Source organism: Thermoactinomyces sp. CICC 10522, from assembly GCF_016055075.1.
Classification (GTDB): Bacteria; Bacillota; Bacilli; order Thermoactinomycetales; family Thermoactinomycetaceae; genus Thermoactinomyces_A; species Thermoactinomyces_A daqus.
In genome coordinates this window covers 503,295-519,004 of the sequence record NZ_JAECVY010000002.1, presented here as the reverse complement: position 1 = coordinate 519,004, position 15,710 = coordinate 503,295, and the positions used below count along the sequence as shown (strand labels likewise).

18 protein-coding genes are annotated in these 15,710 nt (G+C 50.0%); 13 read left to right on the top strand and 5 right to left on the bottom strand.

Translation table 11 applies throughout. The features are described from left to right. Window positions 1–363 precede the first annotated feature (363 nt). From I8U18_RS06040 to I8U18_RS06030, 3 genes are all read left to right on the top strand, one after another. Window positions 364–1,062, top strand: coding sequence for a futalosine hydrolase (locus I8U18_RS06040; protein WP_052153881.1), 699 nt, complete (start codon window positions 364–366; stop codon window positions 1,060–1,062). Then, window positions 1,059–1,895: a 1,4-dihydroxy-6-naphtoate synthase gene (locus tag I8U18_RS06035; RefSeq protein ID WP_033099329.1), complete on the top strand. Its 837-nt coding sequence runs from the start codon at window positions 1,059–1,061 to the stop codon at window positions 1,893–1,895. Before I8U18_RS06040 ends, I8U18_RS06035 begins: the two co-directional genes overlap by 4 nt. 251 nt (window positions 1,896–2,146) lie before the next feature. Further along, complete coding sequence (locus I8U18_RS06030; protein WP_198055099.1) at window positions 2,147–3,148, top strand: LacI family DNA-binding transcriptional regulator; 1,002 nt, start codon at window positions 2,147–2,149, stop codon at window positions 3,146–3,148. A gap of 263 nt (window positions 3,149–3,411) precedes the next feature. Here the strand turns inward: I8U18_RS06030 and I8U18_RS06025 are convergent, their stop codons facing one another. Beyond that, complete coding sequence (locus tag I8U18_RS06025; RefSeq protein WP_198055098.1) at window positions 3,412–4,659, bottom strand: macrolide family glycosyltransferase; 1,248 nt, start codon at window positions 4,657–4,659, stop codon at window positions 3,412–3,414. A 249-nt stretch (window positions 4,660–4,908) separates the two neighbouring features. Here I8U18_RS06025 and I8U18_RS06020 point away from each other — a divergent pair, with 249 nt between their 5' ends. Continuing rightward, window positions 4,909–5,367, top strand: coding sequence for a MarR family winged helix-turn-helix transcriptional regulator (locus tag I8U18_RS06020; protein ID WP_198064578.1), 459 nt, complete (start codon window positions 4,909–4,911; stop codon window positions 5,365–5,367). A 280-nt stretch (window positions 5,368–5,647) separates the two neighbouring features. Here I8U18_RS06020 and I8U18_RS06015 read toward each other — a convergent pair whose 3' ends face one another. Then, window positions 5,648–6,007, bottom strand: a complete 360-nt coding sequence (locus I8U18_RS06015; protein ID WP_232336305.1) for a DUF488 domain-containing protein — start codon at window positions 6,005–6,007, stop codon at window positions 5,648–5,650. Window positions 6,008–6,211: 204 nt separating this feature from the next. Here I8U18_RS06015 and I8U18_RS06010 point away from each other — a divergent pair, with 204 nt between their 5' ends. After that, a complete protein-coding gene (locus I8U18_RS06010; RefSeq protein WP_033099327.1) occupies window positions 6,212–6,880 on the top strand; it encodes an HlyD family secretion protein in 669 nt (222 codons plus the stop codon). A gap of 22 nt (window positions 6,881–6,902) precedes the next feature. Further along, entirely contained in the window at window positions 6,903–8,462 is a 1,560-nt protein-coding gene (locus I8U18_RS06005) for a DHA2 family efflux MFS transporter permease subunit (RefSeq protein WP_198064577.1), read from the top strand. Window positions 8,463–8,580: 118 nt separating this feature from the next. Here the strand turns inward: I8U18_RS06005 and I8U18_RS06000 are convergent, their stop codons facing one another. Together I8U18_RS06000 and I8U18_RS05995 are read right to left on the bottom strand one after the other, a co-directional pair. Beyond that, window positions 8,581–9,786, bottom strand: a complete 1,206-nt coding sequence (locus I8U18_RS06000) for a macrolide family glycosyltransferase (RefSeq protein ID WP_198055096.1) — start codon at window positions 9,784–9,786, stop codon at window positions 8,581–8,583. A 156-nt stretch (window positions 9,787–9,942) separates the two neighbouring features. Then, the gene (locus I8U18_RS05995) at window positions 9,943–10,188 is read right to left on the bottom strand and encodes an SHOCT domain-containing protein (protein WP_198055095.1); all 246 of its coding nucleotides are present in this window, start codon (window positions 10,186–10,188) and stop codon (window positions 9,943–9,945) included. A 207-nt stretch (window positions 10,189–10,395) separates the two neighbouring features. Here I8U18_RS05995 and I8U18_RS05990 point away from each other — a divergent pair, with 207 nt between their 5' ends. From I8U18_RS05990 to I8U18_RS05970, 5 genes are all read left to right on the top strand, one after another. After that, a complete protein-coding gene (locus I8U18_RS05990) occupies window positions 10,396–11,085 on the top strand; it encodes a response regulator transcription factor (protein WP_033099324.1) in 690 nt (229 codons plus the stop codon). Continuing rightward, window positions 11,086–12,429: a sensor histidine kinase gene (locus I8U18_RS05985; RefSeq protein WP_033099323.1), complete on the top strand. Its 1,344-nt coding sequence runs from the start codon at window positions 11,086–11,088 to the stop codon at window positions 12,427–12,429. After that, window positions 12,426–12,662 carry a hypothetical protein gene (locus I8U18_RS05980; protein WP_198059258.1) on the top strand — a complete coding sequence of 79 codons (237 nt, stop codon included), beginning with the start codon at window positions 12,426–12,428 and terminating at the stop codon, window positions 12,660–12,662. The genes I8U18_RS05985 and I8U18_RS05980 overlap by 4 nt, the downstream gene beginning before the upstream one ends. Window positions 12,663–12,854: 192 nt before the next feature. Then, entirely contained in the window at window positions 12,855–13,136 is a 282-nt protein-coding gene (locus I8U18_RS05975; RefSeq protein WP_033099321.1) for an autorepressor SdpR family transcription factor, read from the top strand. After that, the gene (locus I8U18_RS05970; RefSeq protein WP_232330984.1) at window positions 13,123–13,779 is read left to right on the top strand and encodes an SdpI family protein; all 657 of its coding nucleotides are present in this window, start codon (window positions 13,123–13,125) and stop codon (window positions 13,777–13,779) included. Before I8U18_RS05975 ends, I8U18_RS05970 begins: the two co-directional genes overlap by 14 nt. A gap of 421 nt (window positions 13,780–14,200) precedes the next feature. On the opposite strand, the gene I8U18_RS05965 is transcribed toward I8U18_RS05970, so the two are convergent. Further along, window positions 14,201–14,668, bottom strand: coding sequence for a hypothetical protein (locus I8U18_RS05965; RefSeq protein WP_198055093.1), 468 nt, complete (start codon window positions 14,666–14,668; stop codon window positions 14,201–14,203). A 191-nt stretch (window positions 14,669–14,859) separates the two neighbouring features. Here I8U18_RS05965 and I8U18_RS05960 point away from each other — a divergent pair, with 191 nt between their 5' ends. Together I8U18_RS05960 and I8U18_RS05955 are read left to right on the top strand one after the other, a co-directional pair. Beyond that, a complete protein-coding gene (locus I8U18_RS05960) occupies window positions 14,860–15,105 on the top strand; it encodes a cysteine-rich CWC family protein (protein ID WP_370589378.1) in 246 nt (81 codons plus the stop codon). A 92-nt stretch (window positions 15,106–15,197) separates the two neighbouring features. Then, window positions 15,198–15,707 (top strand): hypothetical protein, encoded by a 510-nt coding sequence (locus tag I8U18_RS05955; RefSeq protein ID WP_033099319.1) that lies wholly within the window; start codon window positions 15,198–15,200, stop codon window positions 15,705–15,707. The last annotated feature ends 3 nt before the right edge of the window (window positions 15,708–15,710 follow it).

The window sequence follows — 15,710 nt, the reverse complement described above, 5'->3', positions numbered from 1 at the left end:
AACCCGGCGGGCGGCGATGGCGATTGGAAATCAGCCAAAAGAGGATCACAGGTTGGTTTGCCGCTTGTTTATCAGGAATTTCAGGAATATGCCGGGCAAAGCTTCTGTTTGCGCATAACGGCATGGTGGAAAGCAGCGGTGCCGAGTGATATACTATAGAAGGTCGGCACTTGCAAAACGATGCTCCGGGCAATGAGTCCCGGACTCGCATGGTTGCAAGTGTTTTTTCTTATGTATATGGCTGGTCGGGTCGTGGTGCCCATAATTTCCCGACGTTCCTGACGGGGGGCAGGAGGCATCACTCCCCTCCCGATCTTGCTTAATTCTCATCTTCCGGGGCCGGAAAAGAAAGGGGATCACAGTATGAAGCGAAACGAGGAAGGGACTTCTGTTTCTGATAAAAACAATCAGAGTCGGGCCAAACGCGTCCTCGTGGTGACAGCCGTTTCAGCAGAGAGAGAGGCGGTGATGCGCGGTCTGAAAGGTGCAAGCCATGTTGATGTCCTGGTGGCGGGAGTTGGCCCGGTGGCTGCTGCGGCAAGCACGGCGGCGGCATTGGCCCGCACGGAGTATGATTTGGTGGTAAGCGCAGGAATCGGCGGAGGCTTTGCCGGCCGGGCCGAAGTAGGTACGCTCGTTGTCGCGGAGGAAATCATCTGCGCCGATTTGGGGGCAGAGACGGAAGAAGGTTTTTGCGGCCTGGACGAGCTGGGTTTCGGTACTGCGAGATTCCGGGTGGAAAAAGGATTGGTGCTTCGGGTGACGGAGGCCGTGCGTGCGGCTGGTTTGCCGGTTACTGCGGGTCCGGTTCTCACGGTCTCCACTGTGACTGGGACGGCTTCGACTGCGGCCCGATTGGCTGCGCGGGTACCGGGTGCCGCCGCTGAGGGCATGGAAGGCTTTGGCGTGGCGACCGCCGCCCGAAACCGGGGTATTCCCGTCTTGGAGATTCGGGCCATTTCAAATGTTGTCGGGCCACGTGACCGGTCAGCGTGGCGCATTGATGAAGCGTTAGAGAAACTGGCAGCAACGATTTCCGTATTGCAGGAGGTTATCTTATGAGGATTGCTTTTTCTCCATGTCCGAATGATACATTCGTATTTCACGCGTGGGTGCACGGATTGATCCCGGGTGCACCGGAACTGGATGTTACTTATGCGGATATTGATATTACGAACAATTTGGCGGCAGGACCGGACGGATTGGAAGTGTTGAAGATTTCGTGCGCAGCTTTGCCATGGGTGTTGTCCAAGTATGCGCTGTTGCCGTGTGGCGGAGCATTGGGGAAAGGATGTGGCCCGCTCCTTTTGACCGGCGGCAAAAATGATGCTCGTAATCCCGAATCGCTTTCCGGCCGGCGGGTGGCAGTGCCGAGTGAACGCTCGACAGCATACTTGCTGTTCCGCTTGTGGGCTGCCCAACATGTGCCCGGAGGTGTCGGAGAAATTATTGTCATGCCGTTTCATGAGATCATGCCGGCGGTTCGGGACGGGGCGGTTGACGCGGGATTGGTGATCCACGAAGCCCGGTTTACCTATCCTTCCTACGGTTTGTCGATGTTGGTTGATCTGGGCGAATGGTGGGAGAAAGACACCGGATTACCCATTCCGCTCGGAGCGATCATCGCCCGCCGCTCATTGGATGTGAAGGCGATTGCCGATTGGACGAGAGCTTCTGTTGAATATGCCTGGGCGCATCCGGAGGCATCACAGGAATACGTGATGCAACATGCGCAAGAGTTGGACCCCGAAGTGGCCAAGGCGCATATCAACCTCTACGTAAACGAGTTTACGGCCAACCTTGGAGAAGAAGGATATGGGGCGATTTCCACCTTGTTGAGCCGGGCCGCAAAGGAAGGATTGGTGCCTGAAGTGGATTTGTCCCTCCTACGGTAACAAGGGGCATTCTGCTTGCAAATCCCCCAATCGGCAAAGATGGTTGATTGGGGGATCTGTTTGCAGTCCGCAAGCACAGCAGGAAAGAATTTCGGCGCAATCGGGGAAAGAACGGAAGCGTGACCGGAAAGGAAGACTGGCAGCCAAACAGCGGGAACGCTTTCGAAAGATTGACGCTTATTTTGAAAAGATCTTATATTTAGTTGAATGCAACCGTTTTCTCCCATTATTTAGATTGGAAGGTTATGCCGATGAAACCAACAATTAAGGATGTAGCCAGAAAAGCGAATGTTTCTGTTGCTACTGTCTCAAGAGTGCTCAACCACCAGTCGGGTTACTCCGAAGAGACCAAACAAAAGGTTTTACAAGCCATTAAAGAAATGGGTTATCAACCCAATGCCATCGCCCGCGGGCTGATCAACAAGCGGACACAAACCATTGGCGTTCTTTTTCCCAAGTTGTCCAGCATGTTTTCTTCCCAGCTCCTTCATGGCATTGAATACACGGCCCATGAACGGGATCACAGTGTCGTGGTTTGCAACACCGACAAGAACGGGAAACGGACCGTCAAGTATCTTCAGGTTCTGAGGGAGAAACAGGTGGATGGCATCATTTTTACGAGTGAGGTGTTGACGGAGGAATACTTCCGGGTTCTCACGGCGATGAAGATTCCGGTAGTTCTGCTTTCCACCCGTTCGGAGAAGTATCCCTTTCCCCATGTAAAGGTGGATGACAAGCAGGCAGCTTATGACGCAACCCGATATTTAATTCAGCGAGGCCATCGAAAAATCGCCATGATCAGCGGGGATCAAACGGATCCGATTGCCGGGAAACCGAGGATTGAGGGTTACAAGGAAGCGCTGGCTGCTTATGGAATACCGTTTCAAGAGAATCTCCTTGCGTTTGGCAGTTTTGGTTTTCACAGCGGGGTCATGGCCATGGAACAATTGCTGCAGTCAAAGGTTGAGTTTACAGCCGTTTTTGCAGCCAGCGATGAGATGGCTGTGGGGGCCATGTCTGCAGCCTTCCGGCACGGGATCAAGGTGCCGGATCAACTTTCCGTCATCGGCTATGATAATCTGCGGCTTGCGGAAATGACCACTCCTCCTTTGACCACGGTGGCACAACCGTTGTTTGAGATGGGAAAGCAGGCGGCAGAAATGCTGCTGCAAATGATTGAAACAAAAACGGAAGTGCCGGGACGGATTTTACCTCACGAGATTATCGAACGTCAGTCTGTGGCCCGGGTCTGAACGATCGGAAGGACGAAGACCGGTCGGGAGACAAAAAGCCCTCTTCGCAGAAGCGTGATCCCGCTGCAGAAGAGGGCTTTTTGTGTGTTGAAGGTTTGTCCGGGTAGAGAATGCGATTAATATCACAACGAAAATCTTGCTGACTTTAACATTTGGTGCGCTTGCTTTCAATCTGTCCGGGATTTACGGGTTGATTGGAAAAAGGGTATACGGGTTTGACGGGCTTCCTTGGCCTGGCTCTCTATGCTTAAACATGCTCGCTTTTAATGGCTGATCAAGTGGGAGTTCACCCATTTTAACAGTTCATCGACCGCCTTCATGTAGCCGCCTGCTTCGCGGAAGGATTTGCTGATTTTCTGGCTGTTCCGTTTGTAGACAGGATTTTTTAATACTTCCTCAACGGCATTCCGCAGTTTTTCGGCATCCAAAGTTTGATGATCGAGAACCACTCCGGCGCCCAATTCTTTGGCCCGGCTTGCCACGAAGGGTTGGTCGTTCACCAGCGGCAGCATCACCAGAGGAACCCCGAAGTACAAACCTTCGTTTGTGCTGTTCATGCCGCAGTGAGTGATAAAAGCATCGCTGTGGCGCAGTACATCGAGTTGCGGAACATAGTTGCGAACGATAAAGTTGTCGGGAATCGGGCCCAGATCCGAAGCGGACAACTGTTTCCCGATGCTGAGCACCACTCTGGCGTCGAGATCCTGCAACGCTTCAATACAGATCTTATATAAATCCGGACGATTGTTCACGATCGTGCCCAGAGCCATGTACACGACCGGGCCGTCTTTCAGTTCATCGAGCGGAAAGTCACCCTGATCCTTACGGTCAGCAATCGACGGACCCACAAAGAGATAATTGTCGCCAAAGCGATCAGAATCCGGCTGGAAATACCGAGATGTGAAAACGATGTTGAGATCGGCTTCGCACAACATGGCCTGCCGTAAGTCGGGAATGGAGATGGAATATTTCTGTTCCAGCCGAGATTTGCGCTCTTCCATCTCCTCTTTCATTTCTTCCATTGCTTTCAGAAATTCCGAGCCGCGCTGCTTCATGATTTTTTCAAAAAAATTGGAATCCCGGTTAGAGACAAAAATAGTCCAGATCGAAACAGAAGGAAGTTTTTTCATTTCAGAGATCCATTTTCCGGGCAAACTATTGGCATCATAGATAATGTAATCGTAAGTTTCCGACTCAATCTCTTTCAAAATGTCATCCGTGACCCATTCCATCATTTCGAACATCTTCGGCATTCTTTTGGCGAGAAGGCCCATCATATTTCCCGTATTTTTCATCATGTCGTTTGCTTGGCTGAAAAATTCGCGCATGAGCGTTTCCGCTTTTTCGGAGATAGGGCGAAATTCCGCTCCGGTGGTTTCAATTTTGTCTTTATACATGCTGTTCGCATAGTAGATGATTTCTTCACCGCGGTTAACCAGTTCGCGCACGAGCCCGATGGACGGATTTACATGTCCTTCGCCCAAAGGATTAATGAATAACGCTTTCGACACATAGATCACCTCATCATTTTGTAACCTAATAACTTTGCTATAAAGATATTGGGGAATAAAAAACAGGTTATGCTCCAAGATTAAATCCTTGAGCATCCCCCTCTTAAAAAAACTTTGCAGTAAAGTTATTTTGGTATAAAGTTATATTAAACCCAATCTGTATGAGTTGCAATTGGCTGAATGAGAAAAATATAACAAATTTGCAAACACGGTCTGTAATTTTTCTCATAATCAAAAGGGGGTGATTGAATGGGGAATGAGGAAAAGAGGTTTGATCCGCAAATCCAAAGAATTGATCAGATTACCGAACGTATCGGCCGTTATGTCGGAAGTCGGTTTGCCGGTCAGGAGGATTCATTCCAACCTAAAATCACGCCGGTAAAATTTATTTTGCTTCGCACAGTCTATCTCAACCGAAGATGCATGGTTGCCGATCTCTCGCGTGAAGTAAATTTAACTTCGGGTGCAACCACGCTGGCCCTCAACCGGCTGGAAAAAGAAGGCTTGATCCGTCGGCAGAGGGATCAGGCCGACCGGCGCATCGTCTGGGTGGAATTGTCGGAAGAGGGGGAAGCGCTGGTGGAGAAAATTTTGTGGCAACGCCAGCAAATGTTCAAGCAGATGCTAAGTGTTTTGACAGAGGATGAACAGGACTTATTTATAAAGTTATTGGAAAAAATTTCTTTTAAACTGTGTGGGCAGAAATAAGATTGTGTGATGCCTTCATTTTTTGAAACGGTTTTCATGTGTTTATTGAGGGAAATCGAGCATGTTGATTTAACCGATCCTGTATGTTCAATGGAGGGATTTTTGCAAGCGAGCGGTTCTTGCCGTCGCCGGGAAGTATAAGCGCCGTACGGAGGGGAAAATACGTATCAGATGCTTTACCGGAGGGATCAGGGAGTTTCGTCCGCACCCGGCGTTTCTCCGGCAAGACGACAAGAGTCCGGGGCTCAAAAATCTCCTCTGTTCTCTTCTGATATGATGCCTAATGATTATGAATAAACTCTTTCAGCACAATAGCATGGTTTTGCTGCTCGTTTTTGGCTGCATAGACCAGGGTGACATCTTGTTTTTCCAACATTTTGATCACTGTTCTCACGGCATTTTGTTTTTCCGGATCTGACTTGAGCTCTTCGAGATAACGATGTTGAAATTCAGCAAAACGTTCAGGCTGATGGCCGAACCATTTCCGCAATTCCGGACTGGGTGCAATCGTTTTGAGCCAAAGATCGATCTTCGCCGCCTCTTTTTTCACGCCGCGCGGCCACAGACGATCCACCAGAATGCGGAAGCCGTCTTCCGGTGCTGCGGTTTCATATACCCTTTTCATTTTGATTTTGCCCAACCGATTTTCCTCCTCTCCGTTTATATTTAATTTTATCTTAAGACACCGGTGAATAACATTCCTGCGTCATTGGGCAAATATGCTATGATAGTGAATAAATAAGGAGTCGAAATTTTCGCGTTTGAAACATCCGGCCATAATATTTTTACTATTTGTTATTTTTTGTGAACAGTAAACAAAAATATTTGCGGAGGGAAGCTGTCAGTGAAAAAGGTCGTAACGGTCAATGTCATTGTCGCTCTGATCATTGTGGGATTGGGGATTGGCGCTTGGTATTATGCGACGAACATCATGAATTTCATCATAACTGAGGATGCCCAAGTACAAGGGGATCTCAGCACCATCAGTGCACCGGCAAGTGGAAAGATTGTCAAATGGAATATAAAAACGGGAGACACCGTCAAAGAAGGGGACGTGATTGCCGAAATCGTTGCGGGAAATACAGAGATTACGGATCTGCCCGAAGAAGTTTCCGTAATAGAGACCATTCCCGTCACCGCACCGGCTGATGGAACGGTGATTCAAAGCGATGGAAGAGAGGGGCAAGTCGTCGCGGCCGGTACGCCGCTGGTCATTACGGTTCCGCTTGATCAGTTGTTTGTCACAGCCAATATTGAAGAAGGGGAGTTGAAGGGGCTGAAGACAGGCCAGGATGTCGATATCACTTTGGATGCGTTTCCCGGGCGAACGTTCAGCGGGAAGGTCCAGCAAATCGGCCTGGCGACCGTTTCCGTCTTTTCCCTGTTTCCGTCCGAGAACACCAGCGGCAACTACACCAAAGTGACACAAAAAGTGCCGGTGAAAATCCGTTTTGATTCCGTGGAAAAAGGAATGGTTCCCGGACTGAATGCAACGGTGAAAATACATAAATAACCGGGAGAAAGGTGGAAGCTCGTTGGATAACGCGGATATGAAAAATCGCGGCCTGATCTTGGCCACACTGTTGATCGCCGTTTTCATGGCGGTATTGGACAGCAGCATTGTCAATGTATCGTTGCCGAGGATGATGCAGGTATTCGGGGTGAACACCGATGAGATTCAATGGGTTGTGACGGCTTATGCGCTGATGGTGGGAACAATCATCCCCATTACCGGTTATTTGACTGAACGTTTTGGCTATAAACGGATTTTTATGATTGCTCTGTTTCTGTTTACTTTGGGTTCTCTTCTCTGCGGGCTGGCCTGGAGCAACCCGGTCATGGTTCTGTTCCGCATAGTTCAGGCCATCGGCGGGGGCGCCTTGATGCCCGTCGTGCAAGCCCTGATCTTTCGCATGTTCCCGCGGGAAAAAAGAGGGCAGGCGATGGGGATATTCGGAATTGCCATCATGTTTGCCCCCGCCATCGGACCAACATTAAGCGGTTATATCACGGAGTATTTAAATTGGCGCCTGATCTTCTTCATCAATGTCCCGATCGGTGTGGTTGTTCTGTTTCTGGCTGCGGCCGCCATGCGGGAAATGGAGCATTATACCGAGCAAAAATTTGATTTCTGGGGCTTTGTCACTTCAACAGCCGGTTTTTCCACTCTGCTGTACGGAATCGGAAACGCGGCGGACAAAGGCTGGTCCGATCCGGAAGTTATGGCGTTTATCGGTTTCGGAGCCGTCTGTTTGCTCTTTTTCATCCTCATTGAATGGAACAAGAAAGAGCCGATGCTGAGGATACAGGTTGTCAAACACGGTGTATTTTCCCTGACGCAGGTTGTTCTCAGCATTGCCAGCGTCATCTTGTTTGTGCCTCTGTTTCTCTTTCCTATCTTTTTGGAAAATATCATGGGTTTGTCTGCGGTTCAGACCGGCCTGTTGCTTTTGCCGCAGGCGCTGGTTACGGGTTTGATGATGCCGATCGCGGGAAGGCTCTATGACCGGATCGGTGCCAGGTGGCTGGCTGTTGCCGGGTTTGCCGTAACTGCCTTCTCGATGTATCTGACCACATCGCTGGATGTGAATACCCCGTTTTCCACGATCATTTTATGGCTGGTGCTGCGGGGATTGGGCATTTCACTGGTGATGATGCCCATTACGACAGCCGGGCTTAACGCGGTTCCAAATGAGCTGGTGAATCAGGCGACGGCATTGAGCAGCACGATCCGCCAGGTTGCGATGTCATTTGGCACCGCCTGGGCAACTTTGTTATATTCTCATCGCATCGCGTTTCATGCCGCTGCCAATGCAGATCAGCTCAATGTTTTTTCACCGACCGGCCAAATGGTCTTCAGCCAAATTCAGCAGCTGTTTATGACGATGGGACAACCCATGGCCGAAGCCAGGCAATCCGCCATCGGCTATCTGGCGGGACAAATCCGGATACACTCAATGGTTCAGGGGATGAGCGATGTCTTTTATGTCACGGTTTGGCTGGCGGTTGCAGCCTTGATCCTGGCTTTGTTCATTGCGGAAAAACGGCCGGAAGGTTCTCAGCCTGCCGGGTCTTCGTTACAGGAAACGGCATAATCACAGTTTTCAAAGAAAAGCCCTGAAATGAACATAAGGCTTTTACTCTGGACGATCCATCGGGTAAAAGCCTTATGTGCGTCAGGCCGGTCCCTCACTGCGCGGGGAGTATGTTGGTTTATTCGGTGATGCCCAGACTGCGCTTATATGCAAAGATCTCATCGACAGCTCGTTGGTATCCCCCTGCCGCACGAAACGAATTTCCGATTTTCCGGCAAACATTGCGGAAGGAAGAATCCTCAAGTATGCGCTCCGCTTCCTTTCTGAGACCGGCGGGAGTCAGCCCTTCCTGTTTTAATTGAATCCCCGCACCCAGATTCGCCACACGCTGTGCTATCAGAGGTTGATCGGCGCTTTGAGGAATCACAATTAGCGGTACACCGTAGTAGAGTCCTTCGGACGTGCTGTTCATGCCGCCGTGTGTGATGAACAATTTGGCACGCTGCAGGATTTCCAACTGCGGTACGTAATTGCGGACAACAAAATTCCCGGGAATCTCCCCCAAGTCTTCGATTCGCGTCTGCCTGCCGACGGATAAAATGACCGTATGTTTCGTATCAGCAAAAGCTTGAATGCAGAGTTTGTAGAAATCCACTGCTTGATTGATCACCGTGCCAAGTGATATGTAAATCAGACTGCTTGTGTCCAGCTCGGAAAAATCAAACCGGACGTGCGATCGTGGAGCTATGGATGGCCCGACGAACTTGTACGTTTCGTCAAAGCTCTCTCCTTCGGGCTGGAACTGCTTTGTCGTGTAGACAATGGTCAATGGGGCGGGATTGCAGAACACCTCGTAAGCAGAGCCGATTTTCACGCGGTATCTCTTTTGCACGGAACTGACCATTTGTTGAAAGTCTTGTTGCACACGTTCATTGATTTCTGCAGGTAGACGGCGTGAAAAGTGATCCAGCATACGGTCAAAAGTGGTCTGTTGGAACGCAAAGCTCGTGCAGGAGTTGATTGCCGGCAAGTTGAGTATTTGTGCGAGTAAACGGCCACACCCGAACATTGAATCGTGAATCATGTAATCGTATTGCTCTCCCTTTGTTTGTTCCAAAACGGCAGGGATCACGATATCGGTTGTGCGCAAGAGGCCGTTCACTCTGGAAAGCAGATGGGATCTTCCGCCCTTCAGGAACGCTTTGACAAACTTTTCGGTGTCAAACGTACGTACCGAAGCGCCTGTCTCTTTAATTCGATCACGCATGTTTTCCGTGGTAAAATAGACAACCTGTTCACCACGGCGGATGAGTTCACGAACCACGCCGAGAGTGGGGTTGATATGTCCTTCTGCTCCTGCGTTGACAAATAAAACACGTGCCATGAAATCATCACCTTTCGAGGGATGTGTGCCTTTCCCTTAAAGCATACCATTTCTTTAATATTGATATTTCAGTCTGAAAAAATGAAAAAAGAGATGATTCCCGCTTAAAACACATATGGGAACATCTCCAATACACCCAGGGACGTTGGCTTAACCTTACTTACGCAAAATCTCTTTCAGTTTCAAGTATTCTTCTTCGCTTATTTCATGGTTGATCAAGCGGCGCTTCAGGATCTCCTCCGCCTCAAGCCGGCCGTCGAAACGGTTGTAACAGTAACAGCGTCCGTAACGGCGGAATGAAATAATGCGGAAGATCAGGAATGTTGCAAACACGATACAGAAAAAACCAAACGGGAAAATTAAAGGGAAGAAATGAAAATCATGATTTGCAGCTAAAAACATGTAATCACCTTCTCCTCAGGATTGCGGTATTTTGTCCGCCGGGTGTCATGTGAATAAGATACCTTTTACCGATCACAGATAAATCGGATGAAAAGTCACAAACTGATCACGAAGCGGTCATAATTCAGCAGAGCGCCTGATCCTGGCTTGTTTGCTGTGTTAAGATGAAGGTGCTTCGCTGCAATTCCGTTACGATGGGGGGTTATGATGAACAGCAAACAAACCGTTTTGGTTGTCGATGATGATAAAGCGATTGTGGAGTTAATGCGGGATTTTTTGGAAGATGAAGGTTTTCGTGTCGAAGAGGCGTACGATGCCGAAGAGGCGCTTCGCATTTTGCGGCATTCAACCGTGGAGTGCGTGCTTCTGGATGTGATGATGCCTGGCCGGAGCGGATTTGAGCTGTGCCGGGAGATTCGGCGGACAAGCGATGTTCCGATTCTGTTTTTAAGCGCGCGCGGTGAAGATGTGGACAAAATCCGGGGACTGGGAATCGGCGGGGACGATTATATCGTCAAATCCGCCACGCCGGTGGAAGTGGTGGCGCGGGTAAAAGCGGTGCTTCGCCGCTATGGCAAACAGAGGATTCCCCAGGCAGCCGTTCGCCGGTTTGGCCACCTCACGCTTGATGTCCGGGCCCATGAAGTTCGGGTGAACGGCCATCCGGTATCCCTGACACCCAAGGAGTTTGAAACGCTGCTCTTACTTGCGGAGCATCCCCGGCAAGTATTTACCTATGAGCAACTCCTTGACCGTTTCTGGGATGGTGTGGGTGATAAGCATACGGTGATCGTCCATATGGGCAGGATTCGCGAAAAAATCGAAGCCGATCCCAACCATCCCAGACTGATTGTCAATGTATGGGGTGTAGGATACCGTTTTGAAGGAGCGCATTAGATGAGAACGATGCGGATTCGCAAATTCATCTTTGCCGGCCTGTTGTCGGTGATCATTTTGTCCCGGCTCTTTTATGGGATTCTCGGGTTTGTCATCCAGCCGATTGTCAGCCACCAGACGCAGACGAAAGCGGCGCTGGCGGACAGGGCGATCCGGGAAATCACGGGCAGTGTGGACAAATGGCGGAACGCGGACTGGCAAAAAACGATTCAAACCAAGTTCAAAGCTTCAGGAATCGCCGTTTCCATCACCGATCCGTCGGGAAAGAAGATTTTTCAGACGGGTCCGTATAATCCGAAGCAATTTAACAGCCAACAGGTCATGGTCATCGAAGACGGAAAAATGCGGGGGACGGTCAAGCTGTTTGTTTTTAACCATAATCAAATTTATGGCATATTATCGGCGGTCATTGCCATGATCCTCGCCATCATCTTCAACCGCTGGCTGATGGGGCGATATGTGCTGAAGCCGCTTGCTGCGATGAGTTCCGCAGCCAGACGGATTGCCGAAGGTGATTTGGATTTTCGGATCCCGACCTCCCGCGTAACCGAAGTGGCGGATGTAAGGGCTGCTTTTGAGGCGATGGGAGAAGGATTGAGGAAATCGCTCAAGCGCCAGGCAACCTTGGAAGAAGAGCGCCGTTTCTTTCTCACTGCCATCGCGCACGACCTCCGCACGCCGTTATTCGTGCTGCGGGGCTATTTGCTCAGGCTTGAGCAGGGGAAAGCGGAAACGGCGGAAAAAGCGGCCAGGTACTTAAGTGTCTGCAGGCAGAAATCAGAACAGATTGAGCGGCTGGTCTCTGATCTTTTCGTTTACGCGAAAACCGAATATATGGAACAAATGGATGTGAATAAACGTGAACCATTTGATTTTGGACTGTGGATGAAGGAGATGATCGAACATTACCGATTGCTCGCCCAGGCCAAGAATGTGGAAATCGTTGATGAGAGCGGAGAGGAAACGGCGTGTCCGGTTCAAGGCGATCCGCATTTGCTGGAACGGGCTGTCGGCAATCTCCTCGACAATGCTTTGCGTTATACACTGGCGGGCGGGAAAATCACGGTGAAGTGGTACAGGAAAGGAAATCAGGTATGTTTCACCATCAGCGATACAGGGCCGGGAATTCCCGAACAGGATCTGCCGCATGTATTTGAACCCCTCTACCGGGCGGAAAAATCGAGAAATGCCGAAACAGGCGGAACCGGAATGGGACTGACCATCGCCAAACGCATCTTCAAAGCCCACGGTGGCGATCTCACGGCCGCAAATCGGGCTGATGCCGGAGCAGAGTTTAGCGGTTGGCTTCCCCTTGGAGAACCGATCCATGTTTTCCGGAAATGATAACGATCGCAGAAGAAACCTTGGCTGGATACTGCACACCGCCCGGATCCGCTTCCTGGGCTGCCGTGTCCCCGACGCATCAGAAACACAAGTGGCACAAGGGGATGATCGATTACCGGACAGCAGAGGGGGAGCGATTGTACAGAGCCGGACGAAATGGTGTCTGCCACTGTGATATTCACCAGCCAAGGCCCTTGAGGCGCGCGGAAGCCGAGCACATGCAAAATCGGTAACGAGAGGTCCGGGGTCGGACGAGGCCTTTTCATTATGCAGGAAAATTGAATGTTCTCGTGTGGACCTTCACGATTGATGAACAGTCGTGTGTTTTGAAAATGCGGCCGTCGTATAATTTACTATTTAGCTATATGGCTATATAATAATATTATGAACAGCCAGCAGAAAGCAATAACGGTTGGTGAACTTGTATGAATGAAAATGTATTTAAAGCGATGGCCGATCCGACGCGCAGGAAAATCATTGAATTATTGAAGGAAGGGCCCAAAACAGCCGGTGAGATTGCGACCCATTTTTCGCATGCACAACCGACCATCAGCCGTCATTTAAACGTGCTCAAAAATGCCAATCTGGTTGCAGACCAGCGAAACGGCACGTATATCATCTACCGGCTGAACACGACCGTGTTACAAGATTGGCTTGCGTGGCTTTTAGAACGCTTTGGAGGTAGTGGAAACGATGATGAAGAGTAAAGCGATTCCTTGGTGGGGTTGGGCTGCATGGATCTTGGTGATGGTATTGACAATTTTGGCTTATCCACATCTTCCGGCCGAAGTTCCGACGCATTTCAATTTGGCAGGGCAACCGGATCGATTCAGGCCGCGCCTTGTTGCCGTTCTCATTCAACCCGGAGCCATGTTGCTGGTTATTCTCTTATGGCATGTGCTTTGGAGAATCGATCCGAAAAAGAAAAACTACCGGGAATTTTGGCCCACTTACCGGTATATCGGCGGCATTACCGTCGTCTTTTTCGGATTGATCGCTCTCTGGTCTCTGGCCAGTGCCTTAAACATCGGGATTCCGCTGAAATTCGTGCCTGCGATGATCGGCCTTCTGATTCTTCTGTATTCAAATGTTTTGCCCCGGCTTCAACCCAACTGGCGGATTGGCATCCGGACGGCGTGGACTCTTTCCAGCGAAAGAAGCTGGCTTCGTACGCATCGGCTGGCGGGGAATCTGGGCATTCCCACCGGTCTGCTGATCATCGTTCTCGCATGGGTCCTGCCCTCCTCCATGGGGAACTGGGCCGTGCTGGGCCTGATTCTGTTGTGGTTGCTGATCGCGGTTGTGGCCTCCTATTTTTACGCCAAACCACCAACCATTTCCGATGATTGAGCTGCCGGTGGATGAGCGGGGACTCTCAGTTTGATTACACGCCCGAAAACAGGAGTCCGGCGGGATTGGTTTTTTCCAGGTCGTTGCGGAAAAACGCCAATCCCCTTCTGCTTAAGTTGGCCGCAGCCTCTGAAGGACTATTTGTCCTCCTTGGGTATACGATTTTCTCCTGCTTGTTTTTTTATATAAAATCCTCCTCCGATTTCCTCGTATTGATCCTTGTTTTTGACCGGGCAGAAATTACAACGACCGCCCGGTCTTTGCTTGTAGCATTCCAGGCATTTAATCGGTTTCTCCACGGTGATCCGCCCCTTGTCCCGCTGCAGCTGCGTTTCTGTATTGTTTTCAGGATGGCAGAAAACGATTCGCCGTGTCAATTCATTAAAAAAACTCCCCGGCCGGTTGCAGGGAGCGGATCAGCTTAAACGTCTTGATTCGCTTTGATCAATTTAACGGAACAAGCGGTTAAAATGACAAACAGAAGATCGATCAACAAAACAGTATCGGTCGGATGATCATTCATGACCATGACTCCCAGCATCGCCCCCATCAAGCCACCCATGATTCCCGCCAGCATTCCGTCGATGACAGCGATCAGGCCATAGGGTCGTCCGGTCAAATAACCAACAGCCAAACCGAAAAGCGTCGCGACGGCGGTTGGCACAAACATGGTCATCTGCATGATTCCCAAGACTGTACCTGTCGTCAAACCGGACATCGTGGCGTTCGTCATCGCCGTCATCATGCCTGACATACAAGGGATTTTTCCTCTGTTTTTTGAGGCCAGACAGACCAACAAGCTGCTCAGGAGCACCGCCAGAACAAGGGAAGCGGCGTGAACGGCCAGTGGCAGCGCATCCGGGGTTGCTTGAGAGGACATGGAATGCATACGGTAATATTCAACCTCCTGTTCTTGTTGGAGAGCATGGCTGCTTCCAATCATTTAATAGTATGAATCATGGTTATTTTATATAACTTTCTCTTGGACCGGTATAGCCCGAAAGAGTTATAAATGCGACCCAAGTTGAGAATGGACAAGACTGTTTCTGAACTTTGCCGGTCGGTGGTATACTCAGATTGATGGTATCGGGAGGGAAAGAAATGGAAGAAAATAACGGGCAGGCGCGAAACTGCCCCATCTGCGGCCGGGACAACGTGTGTGGTTATCTTTCGCGGCCGCCGCAGGAAAGTTGCTGGTGTACCGCTGAAACTTTTCCGCAGGAAATCTTTGGGCTTGTTCCTCCGGAGCAGTTGCATCAATCGTGCATATGCAAGGAATGTCTCACAAACTTCAGGAGGAAAGTTAAACCGGAAAACGGGATTTGAGGTTTTTGTCAAGTGGAGCAAGGAATTTATAATAGTGGATAACGGCTGTCTGGGCTGCCTGAGCTGAACATGTACATAAGGGGGGATCACAGGTGAAAAAAGGTGTTTTCTTTTTGATCCTGGGAATTGTCTCTATTTTCATAGTTGCTTGTAACACAAATCAAGTGGTCATCAAGGATGAAGCGAAAGCTCCTTCCGGTGCGGAGGCAACCAAAAAGGATGAAATGAAAATCCCCTTTCCGGACGGTGCTTCGGAAACAGGGGATGGAAAGCTGACGATCCAAACAGCGGACGGTGAAGCTGCGGACGGAGACATTCCGGTTCTGATGCTGGGGGAAGATGATCTGACCGTACAAACAGGATTTACAATTGAAAACTTTGCTGATGATAAAGACGTTTTTATTTTTGTGAATAAGCGCTGGTTGCAAACGGAGCACGGGGGCAAGATGTTCCAGGGAACACTGGCTCTGGAAAAAGACCCGAGCATGCTCAAGCCCGGTACATATACGGTCACTGCCGTTCAATATGAGGGAAATGACCCGGTTCACGGGAAAGTGATTGAGTTTCACCAGGCGAAGTTTGCAGTAAAAGCGGGTCAGTAAGGG